This window comes from Caballeronia sp. LZ062 (assembly GCF_031450785.1).
In the GTDB taxonomy this organism is placed as follows: domain Bacteria; phylum Pseudomonadota; class Gammaproteobacteria; order Burkholderiales; family Burkholderiaceae; genus Caballeronia.
Genome location: NZ_JARTWB010000002.1, coordinates 85206 through 99565 on the forward strand (window position 1 = coordinate 85206; position 14360 = coordinate 99565).

Annotated in this window: 11 protein-coding genes; 10 read left to right on the plus strand and 1 reads right to left on the minus strand. The window is 63.0% G+C overall.

Annotated elements, in window-relative coordinates:
* Position 1 precedes the first annotated feature (1 nt).
* Positions 2 to 2083, plus strand: coding sequence for a molybdopterin oxidoreductase family protein (locus tag P9239_RS06455; RefSeq protein WP_309749703.1), 2082 nt, complete (start codon positions 2 to 4; stop codon positions 2081 to 2083).
* 128 nt (positions 2084 to 2211) lie between these two features.
* The gene (locus P9239_RS06460) at positions 2212 to 3885 is read left to right on the plus strand and encodes a long-chain fatty acid--CoA ligase (RefSeq protein ID WP_309749704.1); all 1674 of its coding nucleotides are present in this window, start codon (positions 2212 to 2214) and stop codon (positions 3883 to 3885) included.
* 140 nt (positions 3886 to 4025) lie between these two features.
* Here P9239_RS06460 and P9239_RS06465 read toward each other — a convergent pair whose 3' ends face one another.
* Entirely contained in the window at positions 4026 to 5204 is a 1179-nt protein-coding gene (locus tag P9239_RS06465; RefSeq protein WP_309749705.1) for a porin, read from the minus strand.
* A 351-nt stretch (positions 5205 to 5555) separates the two neighbouring features.
* On the opposite strand from P9239_RS06465, the gene coq7 reads away from it, so the two are divergent.
* The 8 genes from coq7 to mraY all read left to right on the plus strand — a co-directional run bounded on the left by coq7 (position 5556) and on the right by mraY (position 14355).
* Entirely contained in the window at positions 5556 to 6209 is a 654-nt protein-coding gene (gene coq7 / locus P9239_RS06470) for a 2-polyprenyl-3-methyl-6-methoxy-1,4-benzoquinone monooxygenase (protein ID WP_309749706.1), read from the plus strand.
* Positions 6210 to 6595: 386 nt separating this feature from the next.
* Positions 6596 to 7024 carry a division/cell wall cluster transcriptional repressor MraZ gene (gene mraZ / locus P9239_RS06475; protein ID WP_061121473.1) on the plus strand — a complete coding sequence of 143 codons (429 nt, stop codon included), beginning with the start codon at positions 6596 to 6598 and terminating at the stop codon, positions 7022 to 7024.
* A 16-nt stretch (positions 7025 to 7040) separates the two neighbouring features.
* Positions 7041 to 7994: a 16S rRNA (cytosine(1402)-N(4))-methyltransferase RsmH gene (gene rsmH, locus P9239_RS06480; RefSeq protein ID WP_309749708.1), complete on the plus strand. Its 954-nt coding sequence runs from the start codon at positions 7041 to 7043 to the stop codon at positions 7992 to 7994.
* The gene (gene ftsL, locus P9239_RS06485; protein ID WP_250473118.1) at positions 7991 to 8335 is read left to right on the plus strand and encodes a cell division protein FtsL; all 345 of its coding nucleotides are present in this window, start codon (positions 7991 to 7993) and stop codon (positions 8333 to 8335) included. Before rsmH ends, ftsL begins: the two co-directional genes overlap by 4 nt.
* Positions 8332 to 10194, plus strand: a complete 1863-nt coding sequence (locus tag P9239_RS06490; protein WP_309749709.1) for a penicillin-binding protein 2 — start codon at positions 8332 to 8334, stop codon at positions 10192 to 10194. Before ftsL ends, P9239_RS06490 begins: the two co-directional genes overlap by 4 nt.
* Entirely contained in the window at positions 10191 to 11735 is a 1545-nt protein-coding gene (locus tag P9239_RS06495; protein ID WP_309749710.1) for a UDP-N-acetylmuramoyl-L-alanyl-D-glutamate--2,6-diaminopimelate ligase, read from the plus strand. The genes P9239_RS06490 and P9239_RS06495 overlap by 4 nt, the downstream gene beginning before the upstream one ends.
* Positions 11732 to 13162 carry a UDP-N-acetylmuramoyl-tripeptide--D-alanyl-D-alanine ligase gene (murF, locus tag P9239_RS06500; protein WP_309749711.1) on the plus strand — a complete coding sequence of 477 codons (1431 nt, stop codon included), beginning with the start codon at positions 11732 to 11734 and terminating at the stop codon, positions 13160 to 13162. The genes P9239_RS06495 and murF overlap by 4 nt, the downstream gene beginning before the upstream one ends.
* A gap of 23 nt (positions 13163 to 13185) precedes the next feature.
* Complete coding sequence (gene mraY / locus P9239_RS06505; protein ID WP_159837037.1) at positions 13186 to 14355, plus strand: phospho-N-acetylmuramoyl-pentapeptide-transferase; 1170 nt, start codon at positions 13186 to 13188, stop codon at positions 14353 to 14355.
* The last annotated feature ends 5 nt before the right edge of the window (positions 14356 to 14360 follow it).

Below are 14360 nucleotides of genomic sequence, written 5' to 3' on the forward strand. Positions count from 1 at the left end.
GATGAACGCACCCGCCGAGTTCGCCCGAGCCGTTTGCCCGCACGATTGCCCCGATACCTGCGCGATGCGCGTGACCGTAAAGGACGGCCGCGCAGTCAAGGTCAGCGGCGACCCGGATCATCCGCCGACACAAGGTGTTCTCTGCACGAAGGTCACGCGATACGCCGAGCGAACGCACCATAAAGAGCGCCTGCTGACACCGCTGATTCGCGTCGGACCGAAGGGTTCGAATCGTTTCGAGCCGATTAGTTGGGAAGCGGGGCTGCGCATCGCCGCCGAGCGCCTGAAGCCGATTGCGCAGCGCGCGCCCGAAGCGATTCTTCCGTACAGCTACGCCGGCACGATGGGCCTCGTCCAAGGCGAAAGCATCGCCGCGCGATTCTTCAATGTGCTCGGCGCGTCGCGTCTGGACCGGACAATCTGCGCGGCAGCCGGCGCGGCCGGGCTGCGCTATACGTACGGCGCGGGCATCGGCATGCACGTCGAATTCTTCGAGGAAAGCGAGCTGACCCTGATCTGGGGGGCGAACCCGATCGCGTCGAGCCTGCATTTCTGGACGCGCGCCCAGGAGGCGAAGCGACGCGGCGCGAAGCTGATCGCAATCGATCCGTACCGGTCGCTGACCGCTGAAAAGTGTCATCAACACATCGCGCTGCGGCCCGGTACCGATGCCGCGCTCGCGCTCGGCATGATTCACGTGCTGATCCGCGAGGACCTGCTGGATCACGAATACATCGCCAAGCACACGCTCGGTTTCGAGGAACTCGCAACGCGTGCCGCGCAATACTCGCCGTCGCGGGTGGCATCCATTTGCGGCATCGAGGAGCAGACAGTCGTCGATTTAGCGCGGGCGTTCGGCTCGACCCGCAAAGCCGCGATTCGCCTGAACTACGGCATGCAGCGCGTGCGCGGCGGTGGCAACGCCGTGCGCGCCGTCGCGTGTCTGCCTTCGTTGACGGGCGCATGGCGCGAACGCTCGGGCGGTCTGTTGCTGTCGTCGTCCGGATGGGCGCCGGTCGACAACGCCGCGCTCGAACGCCCCAATCTGTTGCCGGGTTGGCCGAACAAGCTGCCGCGCAGCATCAACATGAACGCAATTGGCGATGCCTTGCTTCATCCGGGCGACGCAGCATTCGGACCCAAGATCGAAGCTGTCATCGTCTACAACTCGAACCCGGTCGCCGTTGCGCCGGATTCGGCGAAAGTCGCGGCCGGTTTCGCTCGCGAGGACTTGTTCACCATCGTTCTCGAACATTTCCAGACGGACACAGCCGATTACGCCGACCTGATTTTCCCGGCGACCACCCAGCTCGAGCACCTCGACGTGCACAAGTCGTACGGCCACACGCACGTCATGGCGAATCTGCCCGCTATTGCACCGGTGGGCGAATCGCGTACGAACACCGATTTCTTCCGCGGCCTCGCGCGCGCGATGAACCTCACCGAGCCGGCGCTCTTCGAAACAGACGAACAGATCGCGTCGAAAGCCTTCCGCTGGGACGATCCCACGCTGAAAGGCCGCGGTTGGGAAGCACTCAAGGCGTCGCGCTGGCTCGAACTCGACCTGCCCGACGCGCCGCTCGCGCAAGGCGGGTTTCGCACGCCGTCGGGGAAGTGCGAGTTCTATAGCGAGCGTCTTGCTCGCGAGGGCCTTGATCCGCTGCCGGATTACCTGCCGCCCTACGAGTCGGCGGAAGCGGCGCCGGAGCTTGCAGCCCGCTATCCGCTCGCGATGATCTCGCCGCCCGCGCGCAACTTTTTGAACAGCAGCTTCGTGAACATCGAAAGCCTGCGCGCGACGGAGCAGGAGCCGCATCTGGATATCCATCCGGCGGACGCCGACGCGCGCGGCATCACTGACGGCGCACTGGTGCGCATTTTCAACGATCGCGGGTCGATGCAGGCGCGTGCGCGTGTGACGGACCGGGCGCGCGAAGGCGTCGTCGTCGGCTTGTCGATCTGGTGGAAGAAGTTGTCCCCCGATGGCTGCAACGCCAATCAGGTAACAAGCCAGGCTTTGACCGATCTCGGGGGATCGGCGACGTTCTACGATTGCCTGGTCGAAGTGGAGTCATTGCATTGAGAAGTTTGGAAAGAACAGATCGGAAACGGTCTGAAATGCGGCGTCTAACCGGATTGTCGGAACCGAAGCAAGCGGCTAGCATCCTGTTTCCGCACGACCATTCGAAAATCAAATAAAGGAGACGCCGTATGGAGAAACTCTGGCTGAAATCGTATCCGGCCGGCGTACCCGCGGAAATCGACGCGTCGGCGTACCGGTCGGTTTCGCAGCTGCTCGAAGACAGTTTTCGCAATAACCGGGACCGTCGCGCGTTCCTGTGCATGGGACAAGCCATCACGTACGGCGAACTCGACGACATGTCGAAAAAGCTCGCCGCATGGTTCCAGAGCAAGGGATTGAAACGCGGTGCGCGCGTCGCGCTGATGATGCCGAACGTGCTGCAATATCCGGTCGCCATCGCGGCCGTGCTGCGCGCGGGGTATATCGTCGTGAACGTGAACCCGCTCTATACGCCGCGCGAACTGGAACACCAGCTTCGCGACAGCGGCGCGGAAGCCATCGTCATTCTGGAAAACTTCGCGAACACGCTGGAAGCGGTCGTCAAGAACACGGCGATCAAACATGTCGTCGTTGCAGCGATGGGCGACCTCATGGGCGTGAAAGGCCTGCTGGTCAATTTCGTCGTTCGCAAAGTCAAGAAGCTGGTGCCCGAATGGAGTCTGCCGGGCAGCGTGCGCTTCAACGATGCCATCGCCGAAGGCGGCGGCCGTGCGCTCCAGCCGGTTGCGCAAACGCCCGACGACGTCGCCTTCCTTCAATATACCGGCGGCACCACCGGCGTCGCTAAGGGCGCGACGCTGACGCACCGCAATCTGATTGCGAACGTATTGCAATCGGAAGTGTGGCTCGAGCCCGCGCGCCAACGACGGCCCGATATCGACCAGTTCGTCTGCGTCGTGGCCTTGCCGCTGTATCACATCTTCGCGCTGACGGTGTGCGGCATGCTCACCATCCGCACGGGCGGGCTCGGCGTCCTGATTCCTAACCCGCGCGATATAGCGGGAACCATCAAGGAATTGAAGGGCATTCCGATCAACACGTTCCCGGCGGTCAACACGCTGTACAACGCGTTGCTCAACCATCCCGATTTCTCGAAGCTCGATTTCTCCAAGCTGATCGCGGCGAATGGCGGCGGCATGGCGGTACAGGAATCGGTCGCAAAACGCTGGTTTGCGGTCACGGGCGTGCCTATCGTCGAAGGGTACGGCTTGTCGGAGACTTCGCCGTGCGTGACGTGCAACCCCGTGACGGCGACCGAGTACACCGGCACGATCGGCTTGCCGTTGCCGTCCACCGAAGTGTCGATCCGCGATGACGACAACAACGAAGTGCCGCTCGGCCAGGCGGGCGAGATTTGCATCAAGGGGCCGCAGGTCATGGCCGGATACTGGAATCGTCCTGACGAAACGGCCAAGGTCATGACGCCCGATGGCTTCTTCCGCTCCGGCGATGTCGGCGTTTTCGACGAGCGTGGCTACGTGAAGATCGTCGATCGCAAGAAGGACATGATCCTTGTTTCGGGCTTCAACGTGTATCCGAATGAAATCGAGGATGTCGTGGCGATGCTGCCGGGCGTATTCGAAGTGGCGGCAGTCGGCGTGAAAGACAAGAATTCGGGCGAGGCGGTGAAACTCTTCATCGTGCGCAAGGACGATAACCTGACCGAGGCCGACGTGATTGCGTACTGCAAGGAACGGCTGACGGGCTACAAGCGGCCGCGCATCATCGAGTTTCGCAAGGACTTGCCGAAGAGCAACGTCGGCAAAATCCTGCGTCGGGAACTGCGCGACGGCACGGTTTAAGCGCACCTCTCGAACTGATACGAGCCTTCGCGTCCGCAAAGACGCGGAGGCTTTTTTCTTATGGCACTTCGCGGCATTGCCGCATGAAAAAAAGGCGCCCGAAGGCGCCTTTCAACCGATACCGCTTCGTTACGAGCTTCTTAGAACTTGTGGCGGATACCGACCAGCGCTGCAACCTGGTTCGACGTCGACGACGGCGACAGGCCGTTGATGCTCGCGACTGCGGCGGCCTTCGTCGAGTCCGTACCCGAAGCGTGCTGATAGACACCGTCCACATACACGTCCGTGCGCTTCGACAGGAAGTAGTCCGCGCCGAGCATGCCCTGGTGGTACTTGGCATTGCTCAGGCCGTACCCCTTCGTGTAGTCGTAAGCCGCGCCCAGCAAAAGCGCCGGCGTCAGCTGGTACTTGAAGTTGACTTCGGCGTTGTGGAACTTGCCCGATCCGCCCGTGTAACCGAACGGGTTCAGACCTGCGCCGGCGTCTCGGCCGACATCCTTGAACTGCGTGTTGCTATACGTCGCGCCGACCGTAGCTGCGCCGAACGTGTAGGCGGCGCCCGCGGAGATCACTTGCTGCGTGTGAGCCGAAGCGAAGCCCGAGTACACGCGGCTGTTTGGGAAGTTCGATGTCGTAGGCGTCGCCGTGGCCGTGCGCGAGTTTGCGTTGTTGCCGAAGAACGAGTAGTTCGGGTCCTTGACGTTCAAGTAACCTGCGCCCAACTGCAGAGGACCCTGCGAGTAGCCGAGACCAACCGACCAGATCTGGTTGCGGTTGAACTGGCCTGCCTGGCCGCCGAGGCTATACAGACCGCCGAACGTGAAGCCTGCGTAATTGGCGCTCGTGAACTTGATCGCGTTGTTCACGCGGTTCGAGTTGTTCATGTTGTCGAGGTCGCCCGGGTGTGCGCCGAAGTACGTCGCCCACTGGCTGCCGACTTCGAATGCGCCCGTGAAATCGACCACGGAGTCGTACTGGCGACCCAGCGTGACCGTGCCGAACTGCGCCGTCGACAGGCCGACGTACGCTTGACGGCCGAACATGTCGCCGCCCTGGGCCAGTTGGCCGTTGAACACGTTGAAGCCGTTCTCCAACACGAAGAGCGCCTTCAGACCGCCGCCCAGATCTTCCGTGCCGCGCAGGCCCCAACGGCTACCCTGCACGTTGCCGCTGCTCATTGCATACTGCTTGTGACCGCCGCTGTTGTTCGAATACAGGAAGCCAGCGTCGATGATGCCGTACAGCGTCACGCTGCTCTGCGCATGTGCGGCGCCAGCGAAGACGCCCAATGCTGCCAAAGCGAGAAGCGACTTTTTCATTGATTAGATCTCCAAGGAGTGTTTTTGCGACTTGTTTGGCAAGGTCACTGTTCTAGCGCCAGTGTGTTGACGGTCCCTGCCGGGGTCTTCTTTTCGAAGGTGACACGTAATGTAACAAACACGACTTTTCACACAAAGGAAAAGGGAGCGCGCCTTTGACGACGTGTGACGTTTACGCAACATGCGCTAAAATCCTGGTTTTGCAGCAGTTTTGCGACTCGTGTTTGCCCTAATTACAAAAAATGGCGCGCGCGAACGGCTGTTTTCGCATGTCTGACCGGGAGAATAGGGATTGCTAACGATCGGGACGACGTTGCGCGAAAACGATGACACCAACAACGAGGTGAGAACATGACGCTCGATGAAATCATTGGCGAGTTCGATCGGGGCTTGCGTTCCATGACCGGAGTGAGCCGCATGTCTCGGCCCATCCCCGAGTCGAGAGCGCCGGTCCTCGTCGAGGGCGGCGTGATTGCCGAAGCGCCGGAACTCACGGAGCAAGAGAAGGCTCACTCGGCCGGCCTGATGCGCGTGAACCATGTCGGCGAAGTCTGCGCGCAGGCGCTTTATCAGGCCCAGAAGCTCGCGACTGAATCGCCGGGGCTGAAGGCGAGCTTCGAGCAAGCCGCCCGGGAAGAGGAAGACCACCTTGCGTGGACCGCCCAGCGTCTGAAGGATCTCGACTCGCGTCCGAGTCTGCTTAATCCGCTGTGGTATGCCGGTGCGCTCGCCATCGGTTTCGTGGCGGGGCGTTTCGGCGATCGCGCGAGCCTTGGCTTCATGGCGGAGACCGAGCGCCAGGTCGAGCAACATCTCGATGGCCACATGAAGACGCTACCGGCAACGGACTATGCGTCCCGCGCGATCGTCGAACAAATGCGCCAGGACGAAAGCGCGCATGCGGCGGCCGCCATCGGCGCGGGGGGCGCAGAGATCCCTTTTCCCGTGCGTGCCATGATGCGTGCGGCTGCAAAAGTGATGACGCGCACGGCGTACTACGTCTAGCCGCTGACGTCCGTCACGCCAATGTATGAAGAATAAGACAGGTCGCGCTCCCGAGCGCGCCCGCAGAAACCGTTACATTTCACGCCTCTTCGTGGACGATGTTCATACATTACGTTCATTTGTATCACTAGCTCTCTAATTTCAAACGCTTTTCCCGTTCCGACACACCTCAAGTACGTTCGCTAAGTCCTTGTTCTAGCGAGTAAAAGCTCCCCGAAAAAAAGCCACGCGTCTTGACCGAGGAAATACGTTCCTCTAAAGTGGGAGACAGTGTGAGAAAGTGGTTGTTTGTGTGATCGGCGACCACTTTTTCGGCAGTTTCAAGGCATGCGCGGCGTCTCGGTGGGCATCGACAGTCAGGCAGCGACAAACGGGGAGAAGGGCGAGTGTTCCAAGGGGCGTCGGCGCTGACGCTCGATGCGAAAGGGCGGATGTCGGTTCCGTCCCGCTATCGGGAAGCGCTGCAAGGGCAGGCAGAAGGCCGGGTGACGCTCACGAAGAGCCCGGATGGATGCCTGTTGCTGTTTCCGCGCCCGGAGTGGGAAGTCTTTCGCGCCAAGGTCGCCGCGCTTCCCATGGAAGCCATGTGGTGGCGTCGCATTTTTCTCGGTAATGCAATGGATGTCGAACTCGATAGCGCCGGGCGCGTATTGGTCTCGCCCGAGCTTCGTGCTGCCGCTTCGCTGGAAAAGGAAGTGACGCTGCTCGGCATGGGCGCTCACTTCGAATTATGGGACTCGCAGACGTACGCGGCGAAGGAAGCCGCAGCCATGGCGCAGGGCATGCCCGAAGCGCTGAAGAACTTCACTTTCTGACGCGGCGCTGAAAAACATGGCACCTGCGATGGGAAATGATCTGCAGCATCGCACGGTGCTGCTGAATGAAGCAGTAGACGGACTGATCACGCGCGCCGACGGCATCTATATAGATGGCACCTTCGGGCGCGGCGGTCATAGCCGGGCAGTGTTGCAGCGGCTGAGCGAAGGAGGGCGGCTGATCGCGTTCGACAAGGACCCGCTCGCCATCGCCACGGCGCAACAGATTCAGGACCCGCGTTTTTCGATCGTGCATGACAGCTTCGCGGCCCTGCGAAGCGCCGTGAACGAGCGCGGGATAGAGCGGGTGTCGGGCGTGTTGCTGGACCTTGGCGTGTCGTCGCCGCAAGTGGACGACCCCGAGCGCGGTTTCAGTTTCCGCGCGGAGGGTCCGCTCGACATGAGAATGGACCCGACTCGCGGCGAGTCGGCGGCCGAGTGGCTCGCGCGGGCCACGGTGCAGGAAATGACGGAGGTGATCAGAGATTATGGGGAAGAACGGTTTGCTTTTCAGATTGCAAAGGCGCTTGTTGCTCGCCGGGCAGAGTCCGACCGTCTTGGGCCTCTCGTCAGCACGCGCGAGCTTGCCGAAATCGTGGGTCACGTCGTCAAGACCCGTGAAAAGGGCAAGGACCCGGCAACTCGCACCTTTCAGGCTATACGGATTCACATCAATCAAGAGCTTGCGGAACTGCAAGTAGTTCTTGAATCGGCACTTTCGCTGTTGGAGCAAGGGGGGCGGCTGGTCGTGATCAGCTTTCATTCGCTCGAAGACCGGATCGTCAAGCGGTTCATGCAGGCGCAGTCGAGCGCGCCGGCGGTGGACCGTCGTTTGCCGATCCGCGCGGTCGATCTGCCGAGTCCGCCTCTGCGGATCGTCGGCCGCGTGTTTCCGAGCGACGCTGAAGTCGCCGACAACCCGCGCGCCCGGTCCGCGGTCATGCGTATCGCGGAGCGCATCGCGCCATGAACCGCCTCAACATTTTTCTCCTGATCGTCGTGCTCGGGTGCGCGCTGTCGGTCGTCAGCGCCACGAACAAGCAGCGGCAGGTGTTCATCGAATTGCAGCGGGCGCAGTCGCAGGAGCGCCAGCTTCAACAGGATTACGCGCAGTTCCAGTATCAGCAGAGCGCATTGTCGAAGACTTCGCGCATCGAGCAGTTGGCCACTAACTCACTGAAGATGCAGCCCGTGACAACCGGCCGCACGCAATACCTGACCTACGACCCGGCGACCGCGAAGGCCGCCGATGCGCCCATGCCGCCGCCGCTTCCTGCGTCGGCGCCGTCCGCACGCGGAGTGAAACGATGAAGAAATCCGCGAAGCAGAAGGACGTCGCCTACACGCCCAACCCGATTCTCGCCGTGCGCCTTCCCATGTGGCGCTCGAAGTTCGTCGTGTTCCTGCTGTTCATGGCGTTCGTGGCGCTCGCGGCGCGCGCCTTCTGGATTCAGGGCCCCGGCAACGCTTTCTTCAAGAAGCAGGGTGAAAGCCGCTATCAGCGCACGCTGGAAATGCCGGCCACGCGCGGCCAGATCCGCGACCGCAACGGTCTGGTGCTCGCCACGAGCCTGCCGGTGAAGGCCATCTGGGCGATTCCCGAAGCCGTCCCGAACGATCTCGGCGCGGACAAGCTCGCCGAACTCGCGAAGCTGCTCGACATGACGCAAAAGGACCTGCGCGCGAAACTGTCGATGGACAAGACGTTCGTCTACGTTAAGCGCCAGGTTCCGCTCGAAGTCGCGCAGAAGGTCGCGGCGCTCGACATTCCGGGCATCTATTCGCGCGGTGAATACAAGCGCTTCTATCCGGAAGGCGAAATCACCGCACACCTGATCGGCTTTACTAATATTGAAGACAAGGGTCAGGAAGGCGTCGAACTCGGCGACCAGAGCGTGCTGGCCGGCACGCCGGGCATGCGTCGCGTCATCAAGGACCGGATGGGGCATATCGTCGAGGACGTCGACGAACAGGTCGTGCCGCATAACGGCCAGGACGTCGAGCTTTCGATCGACAGCAAGATTCAGTACATCGCGTACACGGACCTCAAAGCGGCCGTCGAAAAGACGAAGGCGAAGGCCGGCGCTGCGATCGTAATCGACGTGAAGACGGGCGAAGTGCTCGCGCTCGTCAACTATCCCACCTACAACCCGAACGACCGCTCGCGCATGACCGGCGAGCAGTTGCGCAACCGCATTCTGACGGACACTTTCGAGCCGGGCTCGATCATGAAGCCGTTCACCGTTTCGCTCGCGCTCGACTTGCACCGCGTGACGCCGAATACGCTCGTGGAAACGGGCGGCGGCGTCTTCGTGCTCGACGGCGCGCGCATCACGGACGACTCCGGTTTCGGCACGCTCACCGTCGGCGGCGTGATTCAGAAGTCGAGCAATATCGGCGCGACCAAAATTGCGATGCAATTGCGGCCCGAGGAAATGTGGAACATGTACACGAGCCTCGGTCTCGGGCAGGCGCCGAAGGTCGGCTTTCCGGGCGCCGTGACCGGACGTTTGCGGCCGTGGAAGAGCTGGCGCCGCATCGAGCAGGCGACGATGTCTTACGGCTACGGTTTGTCGGCGTCGCTGTTCCAGCTGGCTCGCGCGTACACCGCCATTGCGCATGACGGCACGATTCTGCCTGTCTCGATTTTCCGCACGCCGGGCGATCAGCCGCCGGTCGGCCAGCAGATCTTCTCGCCGACCACCGCACGCGAGGTTCGCGCAATGCTGGAGACCGTCGTGTCGAAGAACGGCACGTCGCCGGATGCCGCGGTGCCGGGCTATCGCGTCGGCGGCAAGAGCGGCACGGCGTACAAGCACGCGGGCCGCGGCTACGATCACTCGAAGTACCGCGCGTCGTTCGTCGGCATGGCGCCGATGCCGAATCCGCGCATCGTGGTGGCCGTATCGGTCGACGAACCGACGGCGGGCAGCCACTTCGGCGGACAGGTATCGGGGCCGGTGTTCTCGGGCATCGTGGGCGATACGCTGCGTGCGCTCAACGTGCCGCCGGACATGCCGGTCAAGCAAATGGTCGTGACGGACGATTCGAATACCGGCACGCAAGCGTCCGCGCAACCCACGAGCGCGAACCGTTCGAACAACGCGAACACGGCGAAGAAGATTGCCGTGTCGAGCAACACGAAGACACATCCGGGAGTCGTGCGATGAGCGCGAAAGCCCGTCAAAGCAAGATGCAGAAGGACGTATCACATGCCGTTCAATGGCTGCGCGCACATGCGCGGCCCGAGGCCGATTTGCACGCCGACACGCGCTCGCTCAAAAGCGGCGACGTGTTCCTCGCGTATGCCGTGGACGGCGCGGACAACCGGCCGTATCTCGACGCCGCGCTCGGCGCAGGCGCGGCCGCCGCGCTGTATCAGCCGGAGGGCTTCGCGGGCAAGCCGGACGCTTCGAAGGCGCTCCCCGTGCCCGCGCTCAACGAGCTCGCCGGTTCGATTGCGTCCGCGTGGTACGGCGAGCCGAGCGCGTCGATGCTCACCGTCGGCGTGACGGGCACCAACGGCAAGACCTCGTGCAGCCAGTGGATCGCCGCGGCGCTGACCGCGCTCGGTCGGCCGTGCGCAATCATCGGCACGCTCGGCATCGGCATGCCAGGCAAGCTCGCGTCCACGGGCTTCACCACGCCGGATGCGCCGCAGCTTCAGCGCAGCCTCGCGCAACTGAAGGCGCAAGGCGCGGAAGCTGTCGCGATGGAAGTCTCGTCGCATGCGCTGCATCAGGGGCGCGTGAACGGCACGGATTTCGACATCGGCATCTTCACGAATCTCACGCAGGATCATCTCGACTACCACGGCACCTTCGAGGCGTATGAAGCCGCGAAGGCGCGTCTTTTCGCGTGGCCGTCGCTGAAAACGGCTATCGTCAATCGCGACGATGCCGCCGGTCAACGCCTGATCGAATCGCTGCGCGGCAAGGTCCGCACCATTGCTTACGCCGTCGACATGCCGGCCGATGCCCCGCCGAGCGCAGACGCCGTGCTGCTCGCGAGCCGCGTGCGCGCAATCGCCACGGGCACCGCGTTTCATCTTTCGTCGGACTGGGGCGAGGCCGAAGTCGAAGTGAACACACTCGGCGCGTTCAACGTGAGCAATCTGCTCGCGGTACTCGGCGTGTTGCTCGAAGTCGGCGTTCCGTTCGATGCCGCGCTCGCGCGAATCTCGAAGCTCGAATCGGTCAACGGTCGCATGGAGCGTCTCGGCGGCCGGCTGCAAAACGATGAACCGCTCGTCGTGATCGACTACGCACACACGCCCGACGCGCTCGAGAAAACGCTGGCCGCGCTGCGCCCGATCGCTGCCGCGCGCGGCGGCGAGCTCGTCTGCATGTTCGGCTGCGGCGGCGACCGCGACGCCACCAAGCGTCCGCTGATGGGCGAAATCGCCGAGCGTCTCGCGGATCAGGTCGTCATCACGAGCGACAACCCGCGCAGTGAAGATCCGCTCGCCATCATCGACCAGATTGCCGCCGGCATGAAGACCGCCGCGAAGGCGCGGCGCATCGAGGATCGCGCGAGCGCCATTTTGCAGGCGCTGCGCTCGGCGGCGCGCGAAGATGTCGTACTGCTCGCCGGAAAAGGACACGAGGCCACGCAGGAAATCATGGGCAAAAAGCGCGCGTTCTCGGATCAGGATCACGCGCGCCTCGCGCTTGCCGCACGTGCCACGCAACAACGCGGAGGCGGCGAATGACGATGTTCACCTTGCGCGAAGCCGCCGCGCTCATTCCCGGCGCGGTCGTCCAGGGCGACGAAGCTATCGCCATCGAACGCGTCGTGACCGACAGCCGCGCCGTGCAGGCGGGCGATCTGTTCGTCGCGGTGAAGGGCGATCGGTTCGATGCGCATGACTTCCTCGATCAGGTGGCGAAGAGCGGCGCGGCTGCCGCGATCGTCTCGCGCGATGTGCGCAATTCGGATGCCTGGCCGCTGCCAGTCATCAAGGTAAAGGACACGCGTGCGGCGCTCGGTGCGCTGGCGCACGGCTGGCGCAAGCGCTTCAGCATGCCGCTCGTCGCCGTCACCGGCAGCAACGGCAAGACGACGGTGAAAGAGATGATCGCGTCCATCTTCGCGGCGGCAGTCGGCGAAGACGCGCGGCTCGCGACTGCGGGCAATTTCAACAACGACATCGGCCTGCCGCTCACGCTGTTTCGCTTGAACGCGGCGCATCGGCTGGCGGTGGTCGAGCTCGGCATGAATCATCCCGGCGAGACGGACGCGCTCGGCAAGATCGCTGCGCCGACGGTCGCCGTCGTGAACAACGCGCAGCGCGAGCATCAGGAGTTCATGGCCACGGTCGAGGCAGTCGCGCTCGAACATGCGTCCGTCATTCATGCGCTCGGCGAAACGGGCACGGCCGTGTTTCCCGCTGACGACCCCTACGCCAGCATCTGGCGCGTCGCGGCCACGGGCAATCCGATCATGGACTTCGCGCTGAGCGACGACGAAACGAAGGCGGCAGTCACCGGCACGCTCGACGGCGCGACGGTTCACGTGCGCACGCCGGAAGGCCGCATCGACATCGCGCTTGCCGTGCTCGGCGAACACAACGCGCGCAATTCGCTCGCGGCCACGGCGGCCGCGCTGGCCGCGGGCGTGTCGCTGGACGACATCAAGCGCGGCCTCGAAGCGTTCCAGCCAGTGAAGGGCCGCTTGCAAGTGAAGCGCGCGGTGCTGGGCGCGCTCGCGGGCGCGACCATCATCGACGACACCTACAACTCCAATCCCGATTCCATGCGCGCCGCCATCGACGTGCTCGCGGCGCAGGCATCGCCGCGCGTGCTCGTGATGGGCGACATGGGCGAAGTCGGCGAAGAAGGACCGGCGTTTCATCGCGAAGTCGGCGCGTATGCGGCCGAGCGCGGCATCGACGCTTTGTACGCGCTCGGCGACGCGAGCCGTGATTCAGTGAACGCATTCCGTGCAGCAGCGTCGAAGCAGACCGCCGTTCATTTCGACGACGTGACCGCGCTCATCCAAGCACTTCAGCAAGCCGGGTTCGGACCCGGCGCAACGTATCTCGCGAAAGGCTCGCGCTTCATGAAGATGGAACGCGTGGTGGACGCCCTGACGAGCCCACAACAACCCGCAGCGGGCAACGCGCCCGCCGCACACTGACTCACAGAAAGAGAAGGACCAGCATGCTACTCGCACTCGCGCAATGGCTTCAGAATGACGCCAGCTTCATGCGCGTGTTCACCTACATCACGTTCCGCGCGGTGGGCGCCACCGCGACGGCGCTTTTGATCGGTCTCGTCTGCGGCCCGTGGGTTATCCGCAAGCTGACCGCGATGAAAGTCGGTCAGGCGGTGCGCAAGGACGGCCCGCAAACGCACCTCGTCAAGTCGGGCACGCCGACGATGGGCGGCGTGCTGATTCTCATGGGCATCGCGGTTTCCACGCTTCTCTGGGCGGATCTCACGAACCGCTTCGTGTGGATCGTCATGCTCGTCACGTTCGGCTATGGCGTGATCGGCTGGGTGGACGACTATCGCAAGGTGGTGCATAAGGACCCGCGCGGCATGTCGTCGCGCGAGAAGTATTTCTGGCAGTCGGTCATCGGCCTGTTCGCGGCCGTGTATCTCGCGTTCAGCGTGTCGGAGGCCAGCAACACGCGCGTGTTCGATCTCTTCATGGCGTGGGTGCGCAGCGGCCTATCGATGGGGCTGCCCGCGCGCGCGGACCTCATGCTGCCGTTCCTCAAGTCGATCACGTATCCGCTCGGCGTGTGGGGCTTCATCGCGATGACGTACTTCGTGATCGTCGGGTCGAGCAATGCGGTGAATCTCACCGATGGCCTCGACGGTCTCGTCATCATGCCGGTCGTGCTGGTGGGCGCATCGCTCGGCGCGTTCGCGTATGTGATGGGCAGCTCCGTGTATTCGAAGTATCTGCTCTTTCCGCACATTCCCGGCGCGGGGGAACTGCTGATCTTCTGCTCCGCGATGGGCGGCGCGGGCCTCGCGTTCCTCTGGTACAACACGCACCCCGCGCAAGTCTTCATGGGCGATGTCGGCGCGCTCGCGCTCGGCGGCGCGCTCGGCACCATCGCGGTGATCGTGCGGCAGGAAATCGTGCTGTTCATCATGGGCGGCATTTTCGTGGCGGAAACGCTCTCCGTCATGCTGCAAGTCTTCTGGTTCAAGTTCACGAAGCGCCGTTACGGCGAAGGCCGGCGCTTCTTCAAGATGGCGCCGCTCCATCACCACTACGAACTGTCCGGCTGGACGGAAACGCAAGTGGTGGTGCGCTTCTGGATCATCACGTTGATGTTGTGTCTCTTCGGCTTGTCGACGCTCAAGTTGCGTTGATCGTG